The organism is Micromonospora sp. NPDC049891 (assembly GCF_040660295.1).
In the GTDB taxonomy this organism is placed as follows: Bacteria; Actinomycetota; Actinomycetes; order Mycobacteriales; family Micromonosporaceae; genus Micromonospora.
The window spans coordinates 75,434-97,755 of the sequence record NZ_JBFAML010000011.1 but is presented as its reverse complement, the minus strand read 5'-3'; the positions used below and the strand labels follow the sequence as shown (position 1 = coordinate 97,755).

The 22,322-nt window shown below is 72.4% G+C and carries 20 protein-coding genes; 7 read left to right on the top strand and 13 right to left on the bottom strand.

Annotation, left to right across the window (positions count from 1 at the left end; genetic code table 11):
- Window positions 1-121: 121 nt before the first annotated feature.
- Window positions 122-871, bottom strand: coding sequence for a hypothetical protein (locus AB0I71_RS16660; RefSeq protein ID WP_357585429.1), 750 nt, complete (start codon window positions 869-871; stop codon window positions 122-124).
- Between the two features lies 1 nt (window position 872).
- The gene (locus AB0I71_RS16655; protein WP_357585427.1) at window positions 873-1,508 is read right to left on the bottom strand and encodes an RNA polymerase sigma factor; all 636 of its coding nucleotides are present in this window, start codon (window positions 1,506-1,508) and stop codon (window positions 873-875) included.
- 518 nt (window positions 1,509-2,026) lie between these two features.
- Here AB0I71_RS16655 and AB0I71_RS16650 point away from each other — a divergent pair.
- Together AB0I71_RS16650 and AB0I71_RS16645 are read left to right on the top strand one after the other, a co-directional pair.
- Window positions 2,027-3,388 (top strand): protein kinase, encoded by a 1,362-nt coding sequence (locus tag AB0I71_RS16650; RefSeq protein WP_357585425.1) that lies wholly within the window; start codon window positions 2,027-2,029, stop codon window positions 3,386-3,388.
- Window positions 3,389-3,494: 106 nt separating this feature from the next.
- Window positions 3,495-4,757, top strand: coding sequence for a nucleotide sugar dehydrogenase (locus tag AB0I71_RS16645; RefSeq protein ID WP_357585423.1), 1,263 nt, complete (start codon window positions 3,495-3,497; stop codon window positions 4,755-4,757).
- Here AB0I71_RS16645 and AB0I71_RS16640 read toward each other — a convergent pair whose 3' ends face one another.
- From AB0I71_RS16640 to AB0I71_RS16620, 5 genes are all read right to left on the bottom strand, one after another.
- Window positions 4,758-7,235 (bottom strand): FtsX-like permease family protein, encoded by a 2,478-nt coding sequence (locus AB0I71_RS16640; RefSeq protein WP_357585421.1) that lies wholly within the window; start codon window positions 7,233-7,235, stop codon window positions 4,758-4,760.
- A gap of 1 nt (window position 7,236) precedes the next feature.
- Window positions 7,237-8,019, bottom strand: a complete 783-nt coding sequence (locus AB0I71_RS16635) for an ABC transporter ATP-binding protein (RefSeq protein WP_357585419.1) — start codon at window positions 8,017-8,019, stop codon at window positions 7,237-7,239.
- Window positions 8,020-8,149: 130 nt separating this feature from the next.
- Complete coding sequence (locus tag AB0I71_RS16630) at window positions 8,150-8,833, bottom strand: response regulator transcription factor (RefSeq protein ID WP_357585417.1); 684 nt, start codon at window positions 8,831-8,833, stop codon at window positions 8,150-8,152.
- A complete protein-coding gene (locus AB0I71_RS16625; RefSeq protein WP_357585415.1) occupies window positions 8,830-10,053 on the bottom strand; it encodes a histidine kinase in 1,224 nt (407 codons plus the stop codon). Before AB0I71_RS16625 ends, AB0I71_RS16630 begins: the two co-directional genes overlap by 4 nt.
- 69 nt (window positions 10,054-10,122) lie before the next feature.
- Window positions 10,123-10,830: a DUF305 domain-containing protein gene (locus tag AB0I71_RS16620; RefSeq protein WP_357585413.1), complete on the bottom strand. Its 708-nt coding sequence runs from the start codon at window positions 10,828-10,830 to the stop codon at window positions 10,123-10,125.
- 140 nt (window positions 10,831-10,970) lie between these two features.
- Here AB0I71_RS16620 and AB0I71_RS16615 point away from each other — a divergent pair, with 140 nt between their 5' ends.
- From AB0I71_RS16615 to AB0I71_RS16605, 3 genes are all read left to right on the top strand, one after another.
- Window positions 10,971-12,428 (top strand): hypothetical protein, encoded by a 1,458-nt coding sequence (locus AB0I71_RS16615; protein WP_357585411.1) that lies wholly within the window; start codon window positions 10,971-10,973, stop codon window positions 12,426-12,428.
- Between the two features lie 136 nt (window positions 12,429-12,564).
- On the top strand, window positions 12,565-12,786 hold the full coding sequence (locus AB0I71_RS16610) for a DUF2188 domain-containing protein (RefSeq protein ID WP_357585410.1): 222 nt from the start codon (window positions 12,565-12,567) through the stop codon (window positions 12,784-12,786).
- 157 nt (window positions 12,787-12,943) lie between these two features.
- Window positions 12,944-14,167 (top strand): SLC13 family permease, encoded by a 1,224-nt coding sequence (locus tag AB0I71_RS16605; protein ID WP_357585408.1) that lies wholly within the window; start codon window positions 12,944-12,946, stop codon window positions 14,165-14,167.
- Window positions 14,168-14,226: 59 nt separating this feature from the next.
- On the opposite strand, the gene AB0I71_RS16600 is transcribed toward AB0I71_RS16605, so the two are convergent.
- The 3 genes from AB0I71_RS16600 to AB0I71_RS16590 are packed head-to-tail and all read right to left on the bottom strand — an operon-like array spanning window position 14,227 to window position 17,671.
- Window positions 14,227-15,048, bottom strand: a complete 822-nt coding sequence (locus AB0I71_RS16600; RefSeq protein WP_357585406.1) for a MerR family transcriptional regulator — start codon at window positions 15,046-15,048, stop codon at window positions 14,227-14,229.
- Between the two features lie 52 nt (window positions 15,049-15,100).
- Window positions 15,101-16,711 (bottom strand): asparagine synthase-related protein, encoded by a 1,611-nt coding sequence (locus AB0I71_RS16595; protein ID WP_357585404.1) that lies wholly within the window; start codon window positions 16,709-16,711, stop codon window positions 15,101-15,103.
- 3 nt (window positions 16,712-16,714) lie between these two features.
- Window positions 16,715-17,671: a DUF5715 family protein gene (locus AB0I71_RS16590; RefSeq protein WP_357585402.1), complete on the bottom strand. Its 957-nt coding sequence runs from the start codon at window positions 17,669-17,671 to the stop codon at window positions 16,715-16,717.
- Window positions 17,672-17,902: 231 nt separating this feature from the next.
- On the opposite strand from AB0I71_RS16590, the gene AB0I71_RS16585 reads away from it, so the two are divergent.
- The gene (locus tag AB0I71_RS16585; protein ID WP_357585400.1) at window positions 17,903-18,757 is read left to right on the top strand and encodes an alpha/beta hydrolase; all 855 of its coding nucleotides are present in this window, start codon (window positions 17,903-17,905) and stop codon (window positions 18,755-18,757) included.
- Window positions 18,758-18,832: 75 nt separating this feature from the next.
- Here the strand turns inward: AB0I71_RS16585 and AB0I71_RS16580 are convergent, their stop codons facing one another.
- Genes AB0I71_RS16580 through AB0I71_RS16570 form a run of 3 tightly spaced genes read right to left on the bottom strand, consistent with a single transcriptional unit; the run spans window position 18,833 to window position 21,225 of the window.
- Window positions 18,833-19,408, bottom strand: coding sequence for a TetR family transcriptional regulator (locus AB0I71_RS16580; RefSeq protein ID WP_357585398.1), 576 nt, complete (start codon window positions 19,406-19,408; stop codon window positions 18,833-18,835).
- 57 nt (window positions 19,409-19,465) lie between these two features.
- A complete protein-coding gene (locus tag AB0I71_RS16575; RefSeq protein ID WP_357585396.1) occupies window positions 19,466-20,071 on the bottom strand; it encodes a response regulator transcription factor in 606 nt (201 codons plus the stop codon).
- A complete protein-coding gene (locus AB0I71_RS16570) occupies window positions 20,068-21,225 on the bottom strand; it encodes a histidine kinase (RefSeq protein WP_357585394.1) in 1,158 nt (385 codons plus the stop codon). The genes AB0I71_RS16575 and AB0I71_RS16570 overlap by 4 nt, the downstream gene beginning before the upstream one ends.
- A 134-nt stretch (window positions 21,226-21,359) precedes the next feature.
- On the opposite strand from AB0I71_RS16570, the gene AB0I71_RS16565 reads away from it, so the two are divergent.
- Window positions 21,360-22,259, top strand: coding sequence for a hypothetical protein (locus tag AB0I71_RS16565; protein WP_357585392.1), 900 nt, complete (start codon window positions 21,360-21,362; stop codon window positions 22,257-22,259).
- Window positions 22,260-22,322 lie beyond the last annotated feature (63 nt).

The window sequence follows — 22,322 nt, the reverse complement described above, 5'->3', positions numbered from 1 at the left end:
ATTCGGTCATGTTTTGCCGAGGGTGGTCCGCGCCCGCGCGGACGCCGGACCGGCGGTGTCCGGCGGTCCCGGGCGGCATTCCAGGAGACCGGCCCGCCTGGCGAGTCTGCTGCGACCGCGCCTAGCTGGTGGGCGGGTCCGCGTCGGACTCGGCCCGCAGCCCCTCGCAGTACTCGTCCACGTGTTCCGCGCCGCCGGCCGCCGCCACCAGTTCCTGGAAGGCGGGGGTACGCAGTGCCTTTTCCCGTTGCCGTTCCGACTTGGCCAGGTAGGCCTTGCAGAGACCCGGACGGTCCGTGGTGTTGTCGGAGTTGCCGGGACCTACGTACGCGCTGGCCTCGGGACTCGGTGTCGACGACGCGCTTGCCGGTGGCGACGGAGGAACTGTGGTCGCGTCCCCGCTGGGACGACCGGTCGCGGAGGTCGCGGCGGTCGGCGCTGCGGAGGGCTCACCGGTGGGGGTGCCCTCGCCGGTGGTGGGCTCCGGCGCGGCCGGGCTGGTGACAGCCGGCGGCGGTGCCACCGGACCGGAGCGGTCCAGACCGACGGCGGCCAGGGCTGCGCCCGCGGTTGCGGTGGCCGCCAGGCCGGCGATCCAGGCCACCGCACCGGCGGTGAACCGGTGCCGTCGTCGCCGGGTCACCGAGACCGCAGCCTCCGGCCGGTAGGCGGTCCGGAACGCCGCGACGGCGGCCTCCTCGCCGGCGAGCTCCCGCTCGCGGGCCGGTGCGGCGGCGGCTCGCAACAGGTCGGCGAGCGGGTCGGCCGGACCCGGTGCCGGTCGCGAGGAGCGGGCCTCGGGGGCGGCGTCCAGCAGCCGTTCGTGGTCGGCGCGCAACGACCGGCGCAGCATGATCCGAAGTCCGCGCATGTCAGCCGTCCACCGGTTCGGTCTGGGGCGGGAGGCTGGCCCGCTGGTGCGGTCGGGTGTCGGTCCGTGGAACGGCCGGGGCATCGTCCGGCGCGGTGGCCGCCCCCCGCTGGTCCAGCAGGAGAGCAAGCCGGCGCAGGCCGCGGTGCGCGGCGGTACGCACCGCACCGGCCCGCCGACCGAGCACCCGCCCGGCGGTCTCGGCGTCGAGCCCGATCACGGCGCGCAGCAGGACCGCCTCGGCCTCCCGGGGCGGCAGGCTGGCGATCATGGCGAGCGCCGCCTCGGTACCGATACTCTCCCCCGCCCGCTCGGCGGTGTCGGCGTCTCCGGCCAGCTCGCTGAGTTCCTGCACCGGCACTGACAGCGCGGGGCGACGGCGTTGCCGGCGCAGGTGGTCCATGGCCCGGTTGCGGGCGATGGTGACGGCCCAGGCACGGAACTCACCACCGGTGAAGGTGGGCAGGTCGCGGGCGACCTGCAACCAGGTCTCCGACGCGACGTCCTCGGCGTCCGCTCCGACCAGGGCGGTGAGGTAGCGCAGCAGCCCGGGCTGGAGGTTGCGGTAGAGGTGACGGAAGGCGTCCTCGTCACCGCCCCGAGCGGCCTCGACCAACTGGTCCAGTTCACCGGTCACCGTCGCACCGCCGCCGACCGCCGGACCGCGATGCGGACGACCACCTGGCGGGCACGCGTCGTCCCGACCGGTTCCGCGCGCCGGACCTCGATCCGCACCCCACCCCCGTTGACCTGAACCGAACCGGGCCGTGTGGCCCGGTAGCGGATTCTCGCCGACAACGACGAGGACCACAACCTGGACCCCGCGCGCCGTCACACCGACCGGATGAGGCTGACGTCGGGCCTGCCGGCGCAGTCGAACAGGCCGTCATGGCCGCACCCGTAGTGAGAATTGTCTACCGGCCCCAGAGCGATTCGCCGTAACGCGTCAGGGGTTCCGGACGCTGCGGACACCCGCTGGCCGGCTCACCAGGGTCCGGCGCGGACGAAAACGTGACGCCCCGTGCCGGCGGGATCACCCCGGGACATTCGCGGCGACGGCTGGCGGGCCCGACCCGGTACGGCACCGGGACGGCGAGCCCGCACGGCCCGACCCGCCGACGCGCCGTTCGGGCCTGCTGTGGGTACGGTGGTGCCGTGTTGTCTTCGGAGGTCGTACTCAGCGGTCGGTACCGCTTGGACGAGCGTGTCGCCACCGGCGGCATGGGCGACGTCTGGCGGGCGACCGACCTGATCCTCGGGCGGCAGGTCGCGGTAAAGGTGCTGCTGCCCTCCCTCGTCTCCGACCCCGATTTCATCGCCCGGTTCCGGGCCGAGGCGCGGATCATGGCGGCGCTGCGGCACCCGGGCATCGTGCAGGTCTACGACTGCGGCGAGGACGACCTGCCCGGCGGTGGCCGCGCCGACTACCTGGTCATGGAGTTCGTCACCGGTCAGCCGCTGTCGAAGCGGATCGAGGCCGAGGGACGCCTGGACGTGGGCGTGGCGATGTCGGTGGTGGCGCAGGCGGCCCAGGCGTTGCACGCCGCCCACCTCGGCGGGATCGTGCACCGCGACGTCAAGCCGAGCAACCTGCTGATGCAGGAGGACGGCACTGTCGTCCTGGTGGACTTCGGCGTGGCCCGGTCGACGAACGTCACGAGCATCACCAGCACGAACGCGGTCCCGGGCACCGCGCTCTACATGGCTCCCGAGCAGGCCGCCGGACGACCGGTCTCCGGAGCGACCGACCTGTACGCCCTCGGTGCGGTCGCCTACTGCTGCCTGACCGGCAGTCCACCGTTCACCGGCGACAACCCTCTCCAGGTCGCCGTCCGGCATCTCGACGACCCGCCGCCGGAACTGCCGCACGACATTCCGGAAGCGGTTCGGGTGCTTGTCGACCGGGCGCTGGCCAAGGATCCGGCCGACCGGTTCAGCAGCGGCGCGGCGATGGCGGAGGCGGCGCGGGCGGCCGTGTCGGACGGCACCCTGCCCACGACTGTGGTCCCGATGGCCAGGGGACTGCGCGACGCGGGGCCGGACACCCGCAGCGGGCTACCGGTGATCGACGCGCCGCCACCGGGCCGACGACGCCGCGGCAAGCTGGTGGGCGCGCTCACCGCCGTGCTTGTCGGGTTGACGGCGCTCGGTGCGGCGCTGGGCGCCACGCAGGACGCGAACACCCCGGCGGTCAAGCTGCCCACCACCGCGCCGACGGTCGAGTCCACCGATGAGGAAGAAGCTCCACCGAGCCAGCAGGAGAGCGCACCGGCGCAGGTGCCGCTGCGGCCGGCCGGTTCGACCACCCGCCCGACCGAGTCCCCGTCACCCGAGCCGTCCTCGCCGCAGCCCAGCGAGTCGAGCGAGCCCGCGTCACCGGAGCCGACCACACCCAGCCCCGATCCGGAGCCGACGGGCACGTCCAGCAGCCCCACTCCGCCGGTGACCCCCACGTCGTCGGCGCCCAGCACCCCGCCCGTGGTGGAACCGCCGGGCACCGGCGACGGCGAGGGCTGAGTCCCACAAGCCTCAACCTCCCCGGATTCCCCGAAACGGACGTACGGCACCACACTGCGTCTTAGGCTCCTCACCAGCAGTTATCTCCTACTGTTCGGGAGTTCGGGTGAGCGTGGAGAAGTTGGTCGTCGTCGGCCAGGGTTACGTCGGTCTGCCGTTGGCCATGCAGGCCGTCGAAGCCGGCCTGGACGTGGTCGGCCTCGACGTCGACGCGGACCGGATCAAGCGGCTCGCCTCGGGCGAGTCGTTCGTGTCGGACATCCCCGCCGACCGGCTCGGCCGCGCCCTGGCCAGCGGCCGGTACCGTCCGAGCACGGAGTACGCCGATGCCAGGGACTTCGACATCTGCGTCATCACCGTGCCCACTCCGCTGCGCGACGGCACCCCCGACCTGAGCTTCGTGGAGCAGGCCGGCAGCGGGATCGGACCGTACCTGCGGCCCGGTTGCATGGTGGTCCTGGAGTCGACCACCTATCCCGGCACCACCGAGGAACTGCTCCGCCCGCTGCTGGAGTCGGCCAGCGGGCTGCGCAGCCCCGGCGACTTCCACCTCGGGTACAGCCCCGAGCGCATCGACCCGGGCAACCCGACCTGGCGGTTGGCGAACACCCCGAAGGTGGTTTCCGGGGTGGACGCGGCGGCGCTGGCCCGGGTCGACTCGTTCTACCGGCGCCTGGTGGAGCGGACGGTACCTGTGGACTCGACCCGGGTGGCGGAGCTGACCAAACTCATCGAGAACACCTTCCGCCAGGTCAACATCGCTCTGGTCAACGAGCTGACGATGCTCTCGCACCAGTTGGACATCGACGTGTGGCAGGCGATCGAGGCGGCCGAGACGAAGCCGTTCGGGTTCATGCCGTTCCGGCCCGGTCCCGGTGTCGGTGGGCACTGCCTGCCGATCGATCCCTGTTACCTCTCCTGGCAGGTCAAGCGCCGCCTCGGCCGGCAGTTCCGGTTCATCGAACTGGCCAACGACGTCAACCACGAGATGCCCGAGCACGTGGCGCAGCGGGTGATGGCCGGATTGAACCGCTCCGGGCGGACGGTCAAGGACGCCCGCCTGCTGCTGCTCGGACTGGCGTACAAGCGCAACACCGGGGATATGCGCGACTCACCGGCCGTCGAGGTCGCCCGGCGGCTCCGGGAACTCGGCGCCGAGGTCCGGGCGGTCGAGCCGTACGCCGAGGCGCACCATCTGCCCGACGGGGTGCTGACGGTGGACCTGACCGAGCGCGAGCTGCGCGAAGCCGACGGTGTCGTGGTGGTCACCGACCACGACGTGTTCGACTACGACCTCGTGGTCCGGCACGCCCGGTACGTCTTCGACACCCGCAACCGCTGCACCGGTGCCACCGTCGAACGCCTCTGATCAGCGGTCCGCGAGCGCCTCGACGACGGGCAGTGCCAGGGCCCGGCGGGCCGGCAGCACCGACGCGACGAGCGCCGCCAGTACCGCGATCCCGAGGATGCCGCCGAGTCGCCCCCACGGCACGACGAGGGTGAACTCGCCGGCGAGCCGGGACAGCACGGCCATCCCGGCGGCGGCGACCCCGGTGCCGAGGGTGACACCGAGCAGCGTGCCGACAAGCGCGGTGAGCACCGCCTCGACGGCCAGCATCCCCCGCATCCGCGCACGGGTCAGACCGACCGCCCGCAGCACCGCGTTCTCCCGGGTCCGTTCCACCACCGACAGGCTCAGCGTGTTCGCCACCCCCACCAGCGCGATCACCACCGCCAGGCCGAGCAACGCCACCACGAACGCCAGCAGCATGTCCACGGTGCCGGTGAGCATCCGCTTGTACGCCGCCTGGTCCATCAGGTTGACCGTCGGGTAGTCGACCAGGACCGCCTCGATCGCGGCCCGGGCCGAAGCGGTCGACACCCCGACCACCGGATCGATCTCCGCTAGGTAGCCTCGCTCGCCCGGGAAGAGCCGGGTGAAGTCGGCGTCGTCCAGTTCGACGACGTGACCCGCCGGTACCGAGCCGCCGACGCCCTCCGATCCGGTGCCGACCACCACCGCCGCCACCTCGAACGACAGTCCGTCCAGGGTCACCGTCTCCCCCGCCGACCAACCGTGCCGGTCGGCGAGTTCCCGGTGCACCAGCACCCGTCCCGGCCCGAACCGGTCGAGCTGCCCGGTCAGTACCCGTTGGATCCGGTGACCGACAAGCGCCGGGTGGGCGGCGCGGAGCTCGATGTCCTCGACCAGGTGCGTACGCGGCTCGTGCACCGTCGCCAACTCGGGGCGGGTGGCCAGCGCCTCGACCACTCCTGCGGGCAGGTCCACGCCGATCCCGGTCACCAGGAAGTCCACCCCCACCTGGGCGTCGACGCTGCGCTCGATGGCCGCCTTGGTGCTCTGCGCACCCACCACGAAGGAGGAGACCAGACCGATCCCGATCACCAGCGCGGTGGCGGTCGCGGCGACCCGCCGAGGATTGCGGACCGCGTTGGCCACGGCGAGGGCGCAGGTCATCCCGAAGATCAGGCGGGCCGGTACGCCGAACACCCGAACCAGCGCCGGCACCAGCACCGGACCGAACAGGACCAGACCGAGGAAACTGAGCACCCCACCCAGGGCGACGAGCACGACCTGCCCCGCCGAGGCGGCGCCGATCAGGGCCGCCACCCCGGTGGCGAGCACGATCGCGCCGAGCGCCAGGCGTACCCGGCCGGCGGGGCGGGCGACCTGGACGGCGGCGTCGGTCAACGCGGCCACCGGGGCGACCCGGGTGCCCTGCCAGGCCGGTACGAGGGCCGCGCCGACGGTGAGGGCCGTGCCGGCGGCGAGGCAGCCCAGCACGGTGCCGACGGTGAGGGTGAGTTCGCCGTGCAACGGGGTGCCCAGCCGTGCCATCAGGAGGTTGAGGCCGGCCGCCAGTCCGGTACCGAGTGCCACACCGATGGCCGAGGCGGCGATCCCGACCGCTACCGACTCCAGCAGCGTGGCCCGGAACACCTGGCCCCGGGTGGCACCGACCAGGCGCAGCAGCGCGGTCCGTCGGGTGCGCTGGGCGAGCACGATCGTGAACGTGTTGGCGATGACGAAGGCGGCCACCACCACGGCCACCCCGGCGAACGTGAGCAGCACCAGATTGAACTGGCTCAGGTCGCGGACCTCCTCGGCCACGGCGGCGTCGAGGACCTCCTGCCGGGTGCGTACGGTCGTGTCCGCGCCGGCCGCCTCGGCGATCCGCTCGACGAGGACATGGTCGGCGGTCTCCGCCTCGGCCGCCACCATGATCCGGTCGTAGCCGCGGCGTCCGGTGACAGCGAGGGCGTCGGCGCCCACCAGGCCGATGAACGGACCACCGATGTCGCGCGGGGTGCCGGCCACGTCGACCGTGCCCACCAGGGTGTACGGGCGGGCCGCACCGCTGGTGCCGCCGACCCGCACCGGTGCGCCCAGGTCGAAGCCCTGCTCCGCGACGGTCCGCTGGTCGAGCACCAGTTCGCCGGCGCGGGCGGGCAGTCGGCCGGCCGTCACGTCGTACGACTGGAGGGCGGGGTCGATGGGGATCGCGGCGAGGACCCCGTAGCCGAGCACCGGACGGCCGTCGGAGCCGACCACCCCGGCGGTGCCGGTCAGCTCGCCCTCGGCGGCGCGTACCCCGTCGACGGCGCGCACCTGCTCGACCAGGGACGCGTCGATCGCCTCGTCCCGGTAGACGCCGACGTCGGTGTGCCGGTCGAAGGTGCCCGCCCGGTCGTAGGCGCCGGACCGCATCCCGTCCACGAAGATCAACGTGCCGGCGATGAACGCCACGCCCAGGACGACGGCGAGGGTGGACATCAGCATGCGCGCCGCCTCGGCACGCAGCGAGCGCAGGGTCAGCCGGATCATGTCAGCGCCCTCCCGCCGGGGCCGCGCCGTCGGTGTCCAGGTGGGCGAGCACGTCGAGGATTCGCTCGGCGGTCGGCTCGGCCAGTGCCCGGACGAGTCGACCGTCGGCGAGGAAGACCACCCGGTCGGCGTGGGCGGCGGCGACCGGGTCGTGGGTCACCATCACCACCGTCTGCCCGAGGGTGTCGACCGCCTCGCGCAACAGCCGCAGTACCTCCGCCCCGGCGCGGGAGTCCAGGTTGCCGGTCGGCTCGTCGGCGAAGATCACCCACGGTTTGGTGATCAGCGCCCGGGCCACCGCGACCCGCTGCTGCTCGCCACCGGAGAGTTCGGCTGGACGGTGTCGCAGCCGGTCGGTCAGTCCGACCGCCGCGACCACCTGCCGCAGCCAGGCCGGATCGGGTCGCCGTCCGGCGATGTCCAGCGGCAGGGTGATGTTCTCCTCCGCGCGCAGCGCCGGCAGCAGGTTGAACTTCTGGAACACGAAACCGATCCGGTCACGACGCAGCAGGGTGAGCCGGCGATCGTCGAGGCGGCCCAGCTCGGTGTCGCCGACCCGAACCGTCCCGGCGGTGGGCCGGTCCAGGCCGGCCAGGCAGTGCATGAGTGTCGACTTGCCGGAGCCGGAGGGGCCCATGATGGCGGTGAACCGGCCGGCGGCGAAGTCGACGTCGAGGTCGTCGAGGGCGACGACGCCGGCCTGGCCGGTGCCGTACTGCTTGCGCAGGCCCCGGGCGGTGACGGCGACACCTGCGGTGACGTGGACGGGTGGTGCGATCGACACGTGCTGCTCCGTGGGACGGTGGGTCTCGGACGTCCCTGACGCTATGGAGAGCACCGGCCAGTCGAGATCAACCCGGACGCTCGACCTCGGTACGCCTCAGGTCGTCCCGCACCGGGCACACCCGTACGCCTCAGGTCGTACGCGAGCCCTCCGCGCCTGGGGTGACCAGGCCGCTCTCGTACGCCAGCACCACCGCCTGCACCCGGTCGCGGAGCTGGAGCTTGGCCAGGATCCGGCCCACGTGGGTCTTCACCGTCGCCTCGGCGACATGGAGCCGGGCGGCGATCTCCGCGTTTGCCAGTCCCTGCGCGACCAGCAGCAGGATCTCCCGTTCCCGGTCGGTGAGCTGGGCCAGCCGGGGATTCTCGGTTGGCCCGGTGCCGAGCTGACCGGCGAACCGGTCGAGCAGCCGCCGGGTGATCGACGGGGCGACCACCGATTCGCCGCCCGCCACGACCCGGATCGCGGCCAGCAGGTCCTCCGGCGGGACGTTCTTGAGCAGGAAGCCGCTGGCTCCCGCGCGCAGCGCGGCGAACGCGTCCGCCTCGGTGTCGAAGGTGGTCAGCATCAGCACCCTCGGTCCTCCGGCCGGCCGGTCGGCGCAGAGCCGACGGGTGGCCTCCACGCCGTCCATGGTCGGCATCCGGATGTCCATCACCACCACGTCCGCCGCGACGCGGTCGAGCACCCGCAGTGCGTCCGCGCCGTCGATCGCCTCGCCCACCACCTCGAGATCGGGCTGGGAGTCCAGCACCATCCGGAACCCGGCGCGGACGAGCGCCTGGTCGTCCACGATCACCACCCGGATCGTCATGCCGCGATCACCTCCGCTCCGGGCGCGGACGGCACCGGCAGCCAGGCCCGCACCTGCCAACCACCGGCCAGCCGGGCACCTGCGGTGAGGCTGCCGTCGTACACCGAGACCCGCTCGCGCATGCCGACCAGTCCGTGACCGCCCGGCGGCGTCGGGGTGAGCGGTCCGTGGCCGCGACCGTCGTCGACCACCACCAGCGCGACGCCGTCGGCGGCATGGTCCAGCGTGATCTCCACGCTCGCGCCCACCCCGGCGTGCTTGAGCACGTTCGTCAACGCCTCCTGCGCCAGCCGGTGCACGGTCAGCTCCAGCGCCGGCGGCAGCGTCACGGGCCCGCCGGTGACCGTGTAGCGCACCCGCAGCCCGGCCTCGCGGAACCGGTCCAGCAGCGCGGGCAGCTCGGCCACCGAGGGTCGGCGGTGGGCGGGTTCGGCCAGCTCGGGCACGGGTCGTACAGGTGGCGCCGGTTCCGGTTCCGCCACGTCGGGCTCTCGTAGCACACCCACCAGCCGGCGCATGTCCTCAAGCGCCTGCCGACCGGTGTCCGCCACGATCTTGAGCGCGTCCCGGGAGGTCTCGGGATTCTGGTCGATCATGTAACGGGCCCCGTCCGCCTGGAGGATCATGACGGCCATGCTGTGCGCCACGACGTCGTGCAGTTCCCGGGCGATCCGGGTGCGTTCCTCAGCCACCGCCGCCCGCGCCTCCGCCTCCCGCTCCCGTTCGAGGGTCGCCGCCCGCTCCTCCAGGCTGAGCACGTACTGCCGGCGGGTGCGTACGTTCAGCGCCACCAGCCAGACCGCGCCGGTGAGCAGGGTGTAGTAGATGGCGGCGTAGTACCAGGCCGCCGGCAGCGGATCGCGCACGGCGGCGAAGACCGCGCCGAGCACGGCCACCGCACCGGCGATGGCGCCGTCGCGCAGCCGCTCGGCGTACTTGACCACGCCGTAGAGCGCGATCAGGACCGCCACGTCGTAGAGCATCGGCGCCCAGCCGAGGGCGACCTGGGTGAAGGCCAGCACCGCCACCACGACGGTGACCGCCACCGGTCGGACCCGGCGGAACAGCAGGGCCAGCGCCATCCCGATCCCGATCGCGGTGGACCACCACCCGCCGGGCTGCACGGGTCCGCCGGCCACGCTGGCCAGGGCCACCAGGCCGGCGAGGGCCACGTCGAAGGCGACCGCGGGCAGCCGTCGGCCGAAGATCATCGCACTCATCGTGCACCCAGCGTACGAGGCACTCCGGCGACGGACGGGTGAGTGCTACCGCCGCCGGGACGGAACCGGTCAGGACGGCAGGATGTCGCGCATCCGGGCGATCTCGACGGACTGTTCGCTGGCGACGGAGGTGGCGAACTGCTCCACGGTCAGGTCGAGCCCCACCTTGAGCACGTCTGTCGCCATCACCACGGCACCCTCGTGGTGCTCGGTCATCATCCGCAGGAAGAGGCTGTCGAACTCGGCACCCCGGGCCGCGGCGAGCCGGCGCATCGCCTCCGCCGACTGCATGCCACGCATCGTGGCGTGGTCGTGCCCGTCGACAGCGGCGGCGAGGCCCCGCGCGGTCAGCCAGGCCCGCAGCACCCCGATCTCGGGCCCCTGGCTGGCCCGGATCCGGTCGGCGAGGGCACGCACCCGCGGCTCGGCGGCCCGGTCGGCGGCCAGCCCGGCCATCTCCAGCGCCTGCTCGTGGTGCGGGATCATCATCCGGACGAACCAGGTGTCCAGGTTGTTGTAGCGCGGCGGCGAATCATTCCGGACCTCGTCGGCGGGGCGCTCGACGGCTTCCTCCCCGGGGCGACCGGGCACGATTACCGGCGGCGCGGAGGCGTCCACAGCGGCCGGTGCGGGGCTGGCGGTGGACGGCACGGTGGCGGCGGCCGGGGCCGGATCGTCCGGCGTGGAGGCGCCACCCCGCAAGGCGAAGCCGCCGAGGGCCAGCGCCACGGCGACCGTTGTGACGGCGGCGAGTAGTCGTCCGCGTCGAGCGGTCATGCGACACCCCCTCCGGGTCGAGGTCGCTGCGATCGTATCCATTCACATTGGACGCAAGATGTGACCCAGGTCACATCGACGATTCTCATCTGCGAGTAGGGTACGGCCAACGTCACTCCCCCTTACGAAGGGCGTCGCCGATGGTCAAATTGACCCTGCCACGGGGGCGGCAACTGCGCATCGTCAGTGTGGCCGCCACCGGGCTCCTCCTCGCCAGCATCGCCGTTGCCCCACCCGGCAACGCGCAGACGGTCTCGCAAGCGGCCGTCGAGCCCGCCGCGGCCGTCGAGGCACCGCTGGGTGTCGACGAGATCGCCAGCAGCCCCAACCTCAAGCTGATCGCCAACCTGCCGAAGCAGGCGCCGTTCAACACCACCGCGGCGCTCGGCACCGACATCGCCTTCCAGGGCAAGTACGCCTTCGTCGGCAACTACGACGGCTTCGTGATCTACGACGTCTCCAAGCCGAGCAAGCCGAAGATCGTCTCTCAGGTGCTCTGCCCGGGCGCGCAGAACGACATCTCCGTCTACGGTGACCTGCTCTTCCTGTCGACGGACGCGTCGCGCAGCGACGACTCGTGCAGCAGCACCTCCCAGTCCGCCACGATCAAGGAATCGTGGGAGGGCATCAAGGTCTTCGACATCAAGAACAAGACCAGCCCCAGGTACGTCAAGGCGGTCGAGACGGCCTGCGGCTCACACACCCACACGCTGGTTCCGGCTAAGGACAAGAAGTCGGTCTACCTGTACGTCTCCTCGTACAGCCCGAACGCCACCTTCCCGGACTGCCAGCCGCCGCACGACTCGATAAGCATCGTCAAGGTGCCGCTGAAGAAGCCGACCGACGCGGCGGTCGTCGCCACGCCGAACCTCTTCCCCGACGGTGGCTACGAGGGTCGTACGGGCGGCTCGGCGACCTCGGGTTGCCACGACATCACCGCCTACCCGACGAAGGACCTGGCCGCCGGCGCCTGCATGGGTGACGGGGTGCTGCTGGACATCAGCAAGCGGGAGGCGCCGCGGGTGCTGCACACGGTGCGGGACACGACCAACTTCGCGTTCTGGCACTCGGCCACCTTCAACAACCGTGGCACCAAGGTCGTCTTCACCGACGAACTGGGCGGTGGCGGCGGCGCCACCTGCAACGAGACCGTGGGCCCGGAGCGCGGTGCCAACGCCATCTACGACATCACCGGTCGTGGGGACAAGCGCAAGCTGGAGTTCCGCAGCTACTACAAGATCCCCCGGACCAACGGCGACACCGAGAACTGCGTGGCGCACAACGGCTCGCTCATTCCGGTCCTCGGCAAGGACATCATGGTCCAGGCGTGGTATCAGGGCGGCATCTCGGTGTGGGACTTCACCGATTCCCGCAAGCCGAAGGAGATCGGTTTCTGGGAGCGGGGCCCGCTGTCGGACAGCCAACTGATCGTGGGCGGCTCCTGGTCGGCCTACTACTACAACGGGCACATCTACTCCTCCGACATCCAGAAGGGGCTCGACGTGCTCGAGCTCAACGACTGGCGGACGTGGACGGCCAAGCTGGCCCACTTCCGCGAGTTGAACGTCCAGACCCAGCCCAGCTACCTGAGCTGGTAGAACCAGCACGCATCGACCGGGCCCGGTCGCTCCCGTACGGGGGGCGGCCGGGCCCGGTCTCACAGCCGCAGCAGTGGCCACGTTTCTCCCCGCCTGTCCCGGGTACCTCGTCCGTCACGCAGGAAAGGGGTGCGAGATGACGCGCAACGAGTACCACGTGGTACCCGACGGCGGCGGCTGGAAGGTCGAGCAGGGCAGCAACGTCGTCGGCACGTACGACACGAAGCAGCGGGCGGTCGAGGCCGGACGAGAGGCGGCACACGGCAACGAGCCCAGCCAACTCGTGGTGCACACGTCCGACGGGAAGATCGAGACCGAGTACACCTACCAGGGCGACCCGTACCCGCCCGCCGGCTGAGCGGGGCACACCAGCGGCGGCCTGCCGACACCATCCACCCCGGGTGCTGTCGGCAGGCCGCCGTCGCGGGTCCGCTGCCGCCGCCGGCCGTGCCCGCCGTCACCTGCAACGACACCGAAACCGACGGCGTACGCCGGCCGTGCCAGGATGGCCGACCGTGACCTCTGCCGGGGCTGCCCCGCCCGCCCCGATCCCGTCCGCCCGACGCGGACCCCACCCGCTCGACGCGATCGCCGTGGCGCTCGCCGTCATCGGGGCCGGCTGCGTCGCGAGCGGGCTGCTGCCCGGCCCCGACGCCGCCAGCACCCTCGGCCGGATCCTGCCGCTGCTGCTCTTCCTCGGCACCGTGGTGATCCTCGCCGAACTGACCGCGGCGGCCGGCGTCTTCGACGTGCTCGCCACCCGGCTGGCCGTCGCCGCCGGAGGAAGCTGGCCTGCGCTGTTCGCCCTCAGCGTCGGCTTCGCCGCGGTGACCACGATCGTGCTCAACCTGGACACCACAGCCGTGCTGCTGACCCCGGTGATGCTCACCCTGGCGGTCACCCTGCGCATCGCGGTGGCACCGCTGGCGGTCACCACCGTCTGGCTGGCGAACACGGCCAGCCTGCTGCTGCCGGTGTCCAACCTGACAAACCTGCTCGCCGCGGACCGGATCGGGCTCGATCCGCTCGGGTACGCCAGCCTGATGTGGCTGCCGCAACTGGCCGTGCTGGCGGTCACCACGATGCTGCTCTGGTGCTGCTGGTGGCGTCCGGATCAACCGCCGGGCAACCGGTTCCCGGCGCCGGCGCCGCACCGCCCCGCCGACCCGGTGCTGTACCGCACCGCGCTCGCCGGCTGCCTGCTGTTCGTCGGCGCGATCCTGGCCGGCGCACCTGTCGGCCTCGGCTCGGCGGTCGCCGCCGGTCTGCTGGTGCTCGGCTTCGCGTTCCGCTCGCCCGCCACGCTGCGCCCCGCGCTGGTCCCCTGGCGGTTGCTGCTCTTCGTCACCGGGCTGTTCCTTGTGGTACAGACCATCGGTCGGCACGGGCTGAACGACCTGGTGGCTGGATTGGTCGGGCAGGACGGTGGGGTGCTGGGCGCGCTGCGCGCGGGCGGTACCGGAGCGCTGCTGGCCAATCTGGTCAACAACCTGCCCGCCTATCTGGCCGGTGAGGCGGTGCTGGCCGCCGGGGAACGGCAGCGGTTGCTGGCGCTGCTGATTGGCACCAACGTGGGGCCGCTGGCGCTGCCGTGGGCCTCCCTGGCGACGCTGCTGTGGCTGGAGCGCTGCCGGGCCGCCCGGGTGCGGGTGCCGGTCGCCCGGTTCCTGGTGACGAGCGCCGCGCTGGCGGTGCTCGGCACCCTCGCCGCGGTCGGTGCCCTGCTGCTCACCGGCTGACCCTGGCCGGGACGCAGAATCATCCGATCCACGCCGGTCGGCGGGCGACCGGACGACCCTCAGGCCCGACGCACCGGCAGTTGCAACTCGGTGACCCCCTTGTCGGCCTCCTCGGGCCAGTACTCCACGTACAGCTCGCGGGCGTAGCCGTCGGTCCGCCAGTCGTGCTCCTCGATCCAGCGGGCCAGCACCTGCAGGCTGCGGTCGGCCGTGTCCATCGGGCCGTGGTGGATCGTCGTCGCCGCCGTGATCGCCGGCAGCTCCACCATGGCGATGTCGCGGACCGTCTCCGGGTCGCCCTCGATCCCCACCCCGGCGTGCACGACGACACCTTCGCCGTCGGCGGCCTGGTCGTACCAGGCCAGCGCCGGCCCGCCCGGGGTGATCCCGGCGGCCTCCAGCCGGCGGAACAGCTCCGGGTAGAGCGGCGTCAGTACCGGACCGATGTCCGCGGCGTCGTAGCTTCGGGCAACGGCGCTGAGCTCCGCGACCCGGATCGACGGAACCTGCTTGAGCACGACATCCTGGCTGGTCATCCGACCCTCCGTTTCGATCATGCGGAGCCTCGCCTCGACGCTTGACAGTCGGGCGGTGTCCGCCGCCAACTGCGTCGCCAACTGGGCCCGGCGCAGCCGCAGCATGCCCCGCAGCTCGACCAGGTCGACAGCGTCGTCGAGGATCGCCCGCACCTGGACCAGGGTCAGGCCCAGGTCCTTCAGAGCGATCACCCGGTTGAGCCGACCCAACTGGGCGGCGGTGTAGTAGCGGTAGCCGCTGTGCGGGTCGACGGCGGCCGGCGGCAGCAGCCCGATGCTGTCGTAGTGCCGCAGCATCCGTACCGACACCCGGCCCAGGCTGGCGAAGTCTCCGATGGTTAACATGGTTCCTCCACGGTCGACGCTGACACCGTGTCAGAGTCAACACCGCGAGGGCTCAGTTGGGCAGCGGGGCCTCGTCGCCACGGTTACGGCGTGGGGAGACCAGCCGCCGCACGATCGGGGTGGCGTTCCACTTCGCCGCACCGACCAGGTCGAGGGCGTGTTCGAGCACGGTGTAGTCGGGCCTCGCCCGGCCGGCGGCGAGCGCGGCGTCCAGATCGTTGCCACAGCGCGTCAGCACGCTGTCGAAGTCGCGGCGGACCGGCTCCAACAGGTGGTAGCCGAACGAGCGGTGCACCCGGGCGAAGAGCGGCTTGTACAGCCGGGCACGCTCGTGCAGCCCGGAGGAGTACGACATGGGGTTCTTCGGCCGGCGCCGGATGTAGTCGGGCAGCATGTCGGCGAAGGCACGCCTGACGATCCACTTCTCCTGGCCGTCCCGTAGCTTCAACTCGATCGGCAAGCGCATCGCCAACTCGACGAGCGCGAGGTCGAGGAAGGGGACCCGGGCCTCGACGCCGAAGGCCATGCTGGTCCGGTCGACCCGCTGCAACTCGGTCCGGCACAGGTTGCGGATCTTGTGCAGGAAGAGTCGCCGGGACGCCTCCGGACCGACCTCGTGGTACATGGGGTAGCCGCCGAACAGCTCGTCCGAGCCGTCGCCGGTGAGCACCACCTTGACGCCAAGTTCCCGCAGCCGTCGGAAGATCGGCACCGAGACGATCGCGTTGATGATGTCCCCGTACTCGGTCAGCTCGGAGATCCGGATCGCCTCCCGCACGTCGGCGAGCCGGATGTCGCGTGGGCGCAGTTCCACCACCTCGTGTGCCACGCCGAGGTCCTTCGCCAGCCGCCGGGCGTACGCCAGGTCCGGACTCTCCGGCACGCCGACGGTGATCGCGACGCAGTCCGGGTGCAACTGCGCCGCGTGCAGCAGCGCCAGCGAGCTGTCCAGTCCGCCGGAGAGCACCACGCCCACCGTGAGGTCGGTGTCCAGCCGCACCCGCAGGCTGTCGGTGAGGGCGGCACGGACGAGCAGGGCGGCCTCGTCCGGGTCCGCCACCACCGGCCGGCCCGCGCCGAGGGCGAGCAGGTCCACGTACGGGCGCAGCTGGGGGTGACCGTCGGCGTCGGCCCAGCCGTGGTGTCCCGGTGGCACCTCGGCCACCGGTGCCCCCAGTCGGACCAGCGCCTTGACCTCGCTGGCGAGGTGCAGGCAGCCCGGCGTCCGCGCCCAGTACAGCGGTTTCACCCCGAGTGGATCCCGGACCAGGTACACGCGCCCGGTGGCCCGTTCCACCACGGCGAAGGCGTACTCGCCACGCAACCGGGTGACCACCTGCTCGCCCCAGCGCTCGAACGCGGCGAGCACCACCTCGGTGTCGCTGGCGCTGCGGAACCGGTGGCCGAGGGCGGTCAACTCGGCCCGCAACTCGTGGTGGTTGAAGACCTCGCCGTTGTAGCAGAGCAGCCAGCGCTCGTCGGCGGAGACCCAGGGCTGCACCGCGCGCTCGCGGTCCACCACCCGCAGCCGCCGGGTCCCGGCGAGCAGACCGCTCTCGTGCCGGGTCTCGGTCACCTCGCCACGGGGCGCGAGGGTGCCGAGCATCCGCCGGAAGATGGCCGGATCCGCCTCCGGGCCGATGCTGAGCATGATCCCGCACATCGGTCAGATCCCCATCTCTGCTTCGTACGCCCGGCGCAGCCGCAGGGTCGCGGACGGCGCGAGGCAGATGTGCCACGCCTGCCCCTCGTCGACCACGTTGATCTCGCCGGCCCGCTGCCGGTTCAGCAACAACCCGGCCAGGGTGTCCCGTACCCCGAAGCGGTCGAACCAGGCCATCTCCACGTCCACCGCCCAGCCCAGGCAGTGGCCGCTGGGCACCATCGCGGCGTAGCCGAGGCGCCGCAGCCGGTACTGGTGTTCGGCGCTGCGGACCAGGCTGGTCACCCACAGTGGTGGGGTGCCCGCCGGGGTGGCGGCGGCGAACTCGCGACCGATGTCGTTGAGCAGGGCGACCACCTCGCGGCGGGCCCGGCGGAACAGCAACCCGGCGGTACGCGGGGTGGCGTCGGGCAGCATCCGGCGGCGCAACGCCCGTACGCCCCGGCCGACGAGCGTGCGCGGCTGCTCGGTGTACTGGAACCGCAGCAGGCCCCGCCGCCGCAGCCATTCCAGGTCGACAAGTTCGACGCTGTGGTTGACCTCGGTGTCGGTGAGGAACGTGGCAGCGTCGCGCCACCACATCACGTCGATGCGCGACAGCAGGTAGATGCGCACCAGCGCGGCGAGGTCACCGGCGGAGCTGCGTTCGTTCGGCTGGTACCGGGCCATCTCCAGCAACAGGGTCTCGCGGGCACCGATCAGCCCCTGGGAGGTGGCGTCGAGCACCTGCATGATGGCCGGTTCCCGCAGCCGCTGGTCGATCAGCACCTGCCGGGCCTTCGTGCTGCCCGTCCCGGCGAGCGCGCTCACCTCGACCAGCAGCTCGGCCACGGCGTCGCGGTAGGCCGCCAGGTCGGGCGGGGCGGCGGCGAGCGGGCGCGCGGTCCCCCGTGGACGACGGCGGGCCGGAGTGACGGGAGGACCGGGCCGGTGTCCCGGACTTCGGCTGGGCACTCGCATGATCGGTCCTCTCTGCCGCCGCGATGATCGCCTGTGACAGAACGTAATGGCCCCGATCCGGATTAGTGCGAGCAATACTCCCGTATCCCCCTAAGGCGTGGCAGACCATGCGGGCAGGCATGCGCCGCCCCAGCGGCGGACAGACCAGACCACTCACCACCCAGGTGTTGTACCATTCGGTACACCGACCCGTGCTGCGGAGGTACGGCCGATCGACAGGAGGGACGGCCGATGCCGACCATCACCCTGACCGCCGGGACGATCGACTACACCGACACCGGCGGTGACGGACCGGTCCTGGTGCTGCTGCACGGGGTGAACATGGACGCGAGCCTGTGGCGTCGAGTGGTCGCCGAACTCGGTCCGACCGTGCGCTGCGTCTGCCCCACCCTGCCGCTCGGCAGTCACCGGCGGCCGATGGACCGGCCGGAGCTGGTCACCCACCGGGGCGTCGCCGCGCTCGTGGGGGAACTGCTCGACGCGCTGGACCTGCGCGAGGTGACAGTTGTCGCCAACGACTGGGGAGGCATCCAGTTCCTCGCGGCCGACGGTCCGACCGAACGGATCGCCGGTCTGGGCCTGGTCGCCTGCGAGGCGTTCGACAACTTCCCACCCGGCAAGCCGGGCAAGGCGGTGGCGATGAGCGCGCGACTGCCCGGGATGCTGTGGCTGTCGATGCAGCTTCAGCGGTTCGGCTGGTTCCGGCGCGCGCCCGGCGCCTGGGGATGGATGAGCAAGCACCCGATCCCCACCGAGGTGATGGACGCCTGGTTCCGACCGGCCCAGCAGAACCGGGCGATCCGGCGGGATCTGCGCACCTTCGCGCTGTCCACCCCGTCGAAGGGAGAACTGCGGGCCCTGACCAACCGGCTGTCCTCCTTCGACCGTCCGGTGCTGGTGGTCTGGGCCCGCGAGGACAAGCTCATGCCCCGGTCGCACGGGCCCCGGCTGGCGGCGCTGTTTCCCAGGGGCCGGCTGGTCGAGATCGACGACAGCTACACCCTGGTGCCCGAGGACCAACCCCACCGGCTCGCGGCGGAACTCGCCCGTTTCGTCACGACCGAGGTCCGCGACCGGCGGCCCTGACCGGCGGTCCGCGCCGAGCACCGCACCCGCCGGGCGTCGCCCGACGACAGACACGTCACCCGCCGCTGAGGGGCGTCAGCCGGCCCGGCTCGTCGGCCGGGTGGAGTCCAGGAAGGCCGCCATGGTGGCGTCGGCGGTCGCCCGGTCACCGGTCAACGCCAGCTCGAACAGGACCCCCCGGGTCATCGCCATCGCCATCCGCGCCTGCGTCCGCGCCTGGCCGGGCGGGTGGCCCACCTCCTCGAAGAACCGACCGAGCCGGTCGGTCCAGACGGTGATCCAGGTGCGCAGCGCGCTCGCCCACCCGTGCCCCTGCATCGCCGCCGCCGACATCTCGAAGAACAACGGCGCGAACGCCCGGTCGTCGGCGAGCCGGGCCCAGAAGCGCCAGGCGCCCTGGTACGGGTCCTCCATCGCCTCCCGCAGCAGCGATTCGAGCAACTCCTGCTGGGCCCGCCAGACGGCCTCGACCATCGCGGTGAGCAACCCCTCGCGGGAGCCGAAATGGTAGATCAGCATCCGGTGGCTGGTGCCGATCTCCGCAGCGAGCGTACGCAGGCTGGTGTCGCCGACGCCGTTCGCGGCGAAGTACGCGATCACCCGCCGCAGGAGCGCCTCCTGCGGACCGCCGGCCGGCACGGTGACTGTCACGACCCGATGCTAGGTCAGGGCCGACCCGCCTTCTGAGGACCAGCGCCGACGGGCGGATCACAACCAGCCGTTGTCCCGCGCGATCCGCAGCGCCTCCGCCCGGCTTCCCGCGTCGAGCTTCTGCACCGCCAGAGCCAGGTAGTTACGCACCGTCCCCGGCGACAGGTGTGCCCGGCGAGCGATCGCGGCGACCGGGGCGTCGTCACCGGAGAGCCGTAGCGTCTCCAGTTCACGCGGGGTCAGCGGGCAGGGCGGAATGGTGAGCGCGTCCGCCGCCAGGGCCGGGTCCACGTACCGGCCACCGGCGTGCACCCGGCGGATCACGTCGGCGAGCGCGCCGCCCGGTGCGCCCTTGGGTAGGTAGCCGCGGGCGCCAGCGCCGAGCGCGCGGGTCAGGTGCGCCGGCCGGCCCTGGCCGGTGAGGATCACCACCGCACACGCAGGTAGCACCCGGGCCAGCTCCGTGGCGACCTGGAACCCGTCCCGCCGGGGCATGGTCAGGTCGATCACCGCCACGTCGGGTCGATGGGCGAGCGCGGCGGTGACCGCCGCCTCTCCGTCGGCCGCCTGGGCGACGACCGACAGATCCTCCTCGAGATCGAGCAGCGCGGCGAGAGCGGTACGGATCAGCTCCTCGTCGTCGGCCAGCAGGACGCGGATCATACGGCGGCCGGTACCGTCGCCTCGATGGTGAACACGCCGTCCGCGCTGCGGGTTCTCAGCTGACCACCGGCCCCGGCCAGGCGCTCGGCCAGACCGCGTAGTCCGTGGCTGTGCGGGTCGGTCTCCGCCGTGTCGGGCGCACCGTCGTTTGTCACGATCATCCGCGTCACCTGGTCCTCCTGAATGAACTCGATCCGGCACCAGGTTGCCCGGCTGTGTCTGAGCACATTGGTGCCGGCCTCCCGAAGCACCGCCGCGAGCTGGGTCGCGACCTCCGCCGGCAGCTCACCGGCGGGCGGTACGACGGTGCACCGCAACCCGGACGAGCGCAGCACCTCCCCCACGGCGGTGAGCTGCTCGGTCAGGTCGATCCGACGGTAACCGTGCACCGTACGACGCAGCTCGGTGAGGGCGGTGGCGGCCAGCCGCTGCGCTTCGCCCGCCGCCCGGCCCGCGCGCACCGGGTCGTCCGACGCGAGCCGGGCGGCCAGCTCGGACTTGAGGGCGATCACGGTCAGGTGATGTCCGAGCAGGTCGTGCACGTCGGCGGCGAAGCGCAACCGCTCCTGCGCGGCGACCAGCCGGGCCTGCGCCGCCCGTCCCTGTTCGGCCTGCACCAGCAGCCGCCAGAACCACACCTGGAAGCCGTTCACCAGCGCGATGCCGACGCCGACGGAGCCGGTGAGCAGCACCGAGCGGCCGACGGACGTGCCGGTGAACACGGCCACCGCCCCGGACATCGCCACGGTGGCCAGCGCCGCCGGCAGCACCAGCCGTAACGGTGCGAGCAACGCGAGCCCGCCGACGACCGCCGCGCCGAGCCACGCCCAGGTGGGCCATGCGCCACCGGCGACCGGTGCGACGAGCGGCACGCTGAGCACCGCCACCGCGGCGTACCCGGCCAGCAACCACCGACGCAGCCTGGCCGGCGGTGCCGGGGTGACCGCCGCGTACAGCGCCACCGCCAGCACCAGCGCGAACGCGGACAGCCCGGCCGTGCCCGCCGCCACCCGCCAGGCGTCCGATTCCCGGGTCAACCCGACCGCCGGTAGGAGCAGCGTGGCGGCCATGCCCGAGGTGAGCGACACCAGGGTCGCGATCCGGGCGCGGGACAGCGTCCGCCCGCTGCCCGCCACCAACACCTCGGTCACCACGGTCGCCAGGGTAGAGCGCGCCGCCACAGCGACGGACCCGCCGGTCTGCCCGGTCCGGCCGGGCGTTCCGCCCGGCCGACAGGTGACAGCGCAGGGATGGTCTCCCCCGCACCGCCGCCACCAGGCTCGACGACATGGCAGAGCTCAGAACCGCAGCGACATCTACCGTCCCTGAATCCAGATCCTTCGAGACCACGACGTCCGGGCGACCGACCGGGCCGGGTCGTGCCGCGCGGTTCCGGCCGCTGGCCCGGCACCTGCTGGAGATGGTGCTGGCCATGGTGGCCGGCATGCTGGTGCTCGGTCCGGCGCGCGCCGCCGTCGGTACGGCGCTCGGGATGGCCCCGGCGTCGCCTGGTGTCGGTGCGCTGCTCATGGCCACCGACATGAGCATCGGCATGGCCGCCTGGATGGGGTACCGAGGGCACTCCCGCGCCGCGATCGGCGAGATGGTGCTGGCCATGTACGCGCCGGTCCTGCTCCTGCTTGTCGGTTACCGGGCCGGACTGCTCGACGCGGACCTCCTGCTGGTCGGCGCCCATCTGTTGATGGTGCCGGCGATGGTGGCGGCGATGCTACGACGACCCACCGAGTACCTCCGGCACCGAGGCGCCCGGCCCGCCCTTCGGCACCCGCTGGCGCGGGCGCTGGCGCACCGCTGGCCGGCGGGGCTGGCGTTGCTGGTGACCGCCGACAACTGGACCTCGCCAACCCTGCTGGGCGCGTACACGCTGCTGGTGCTGCCGGTGGGCTACCTGGTGATCGGGACGGTGCGCCGGCAGTGGGGCGTACCCGGCAACCTTCGGCGCCAGCTCGCCGGTCTGGCGGGCTGGTCGGCTCTGGCCCTGGTCGCGGCGCTGGCGGGCGGCACCACGGGATACTGGCTCGTGGCGCTCGGCTGGCTGGCCCACGCCGGATGGGACCTGCTCCATCACCGCAGCCGGCAGGTGGTGCCGCGAGCCTACGCCGAGTGCTGCGCCGTCATCGACGCCGTGCTGGGCATCACCATCATGCTGGCGCTGCTCACCGGGTGACCGGACCGGGCGGGTGTGCGGGGGGCTGCCGTCGGCGGCCCCGCGCGCATGTTCGGGTGGTCG